The sequence below is a fragment of the Campylobacter sp. S4:11 genome, from assembly GCF_024723695.1.
In the GTDB taxonomy this organism is placed as follows: domain Bacteria; phylum Campylobacterota; class Campylobacteria; order Campylobacterales; family Campylobacteraceae; genus Campylobacter_D; species Campylobacter_D jejuni_C.
Window position 1 is genome coordinate 1 of record NZ_JANQDC010000112.1, and the last position, 354, is coordinate 354.

At 30.5% G+C, this 354-nt stretch carries 1 pseudogene; it reads left to right on the forward strand.

The annotated features are described in order from the left end of the window. A pseudogene (locus tag CAMP5053_RS08455) lies at positions 1-354 on the forward strand (hypothetical protein); the annotation flags it as partial.

Here is a 354-nt window from a genome sequence, read left to right on the forward strand (position 1 = left end):
GTGAATAAATATAGAATAACACATGATGAAACAGGTAGAATTATTAGGGCTTTAGATGATGATGTTTTAAAAGGTAAATTAAAAGATCCAAGAGATATAGATTCTACTCCAGAGAGTAGGTGGGAATTTGATCAAAAAATGTATGCTTATAGAAATGGAATGAAAACTAATTATGATGTAGATATTAGAAATGAAAGAAGTGAAAATTCGGCAAAATTAACCATGAAATCCATGATACTAGAAGCCAAACTAGCAGCCCTAACTCCTCCACAAGGCTATCCTAATGCACCTTATTATTTTAGTCCAGAAAGATTAGAATTTATTTATAAAAAACACATACTAGACAAACTCCTT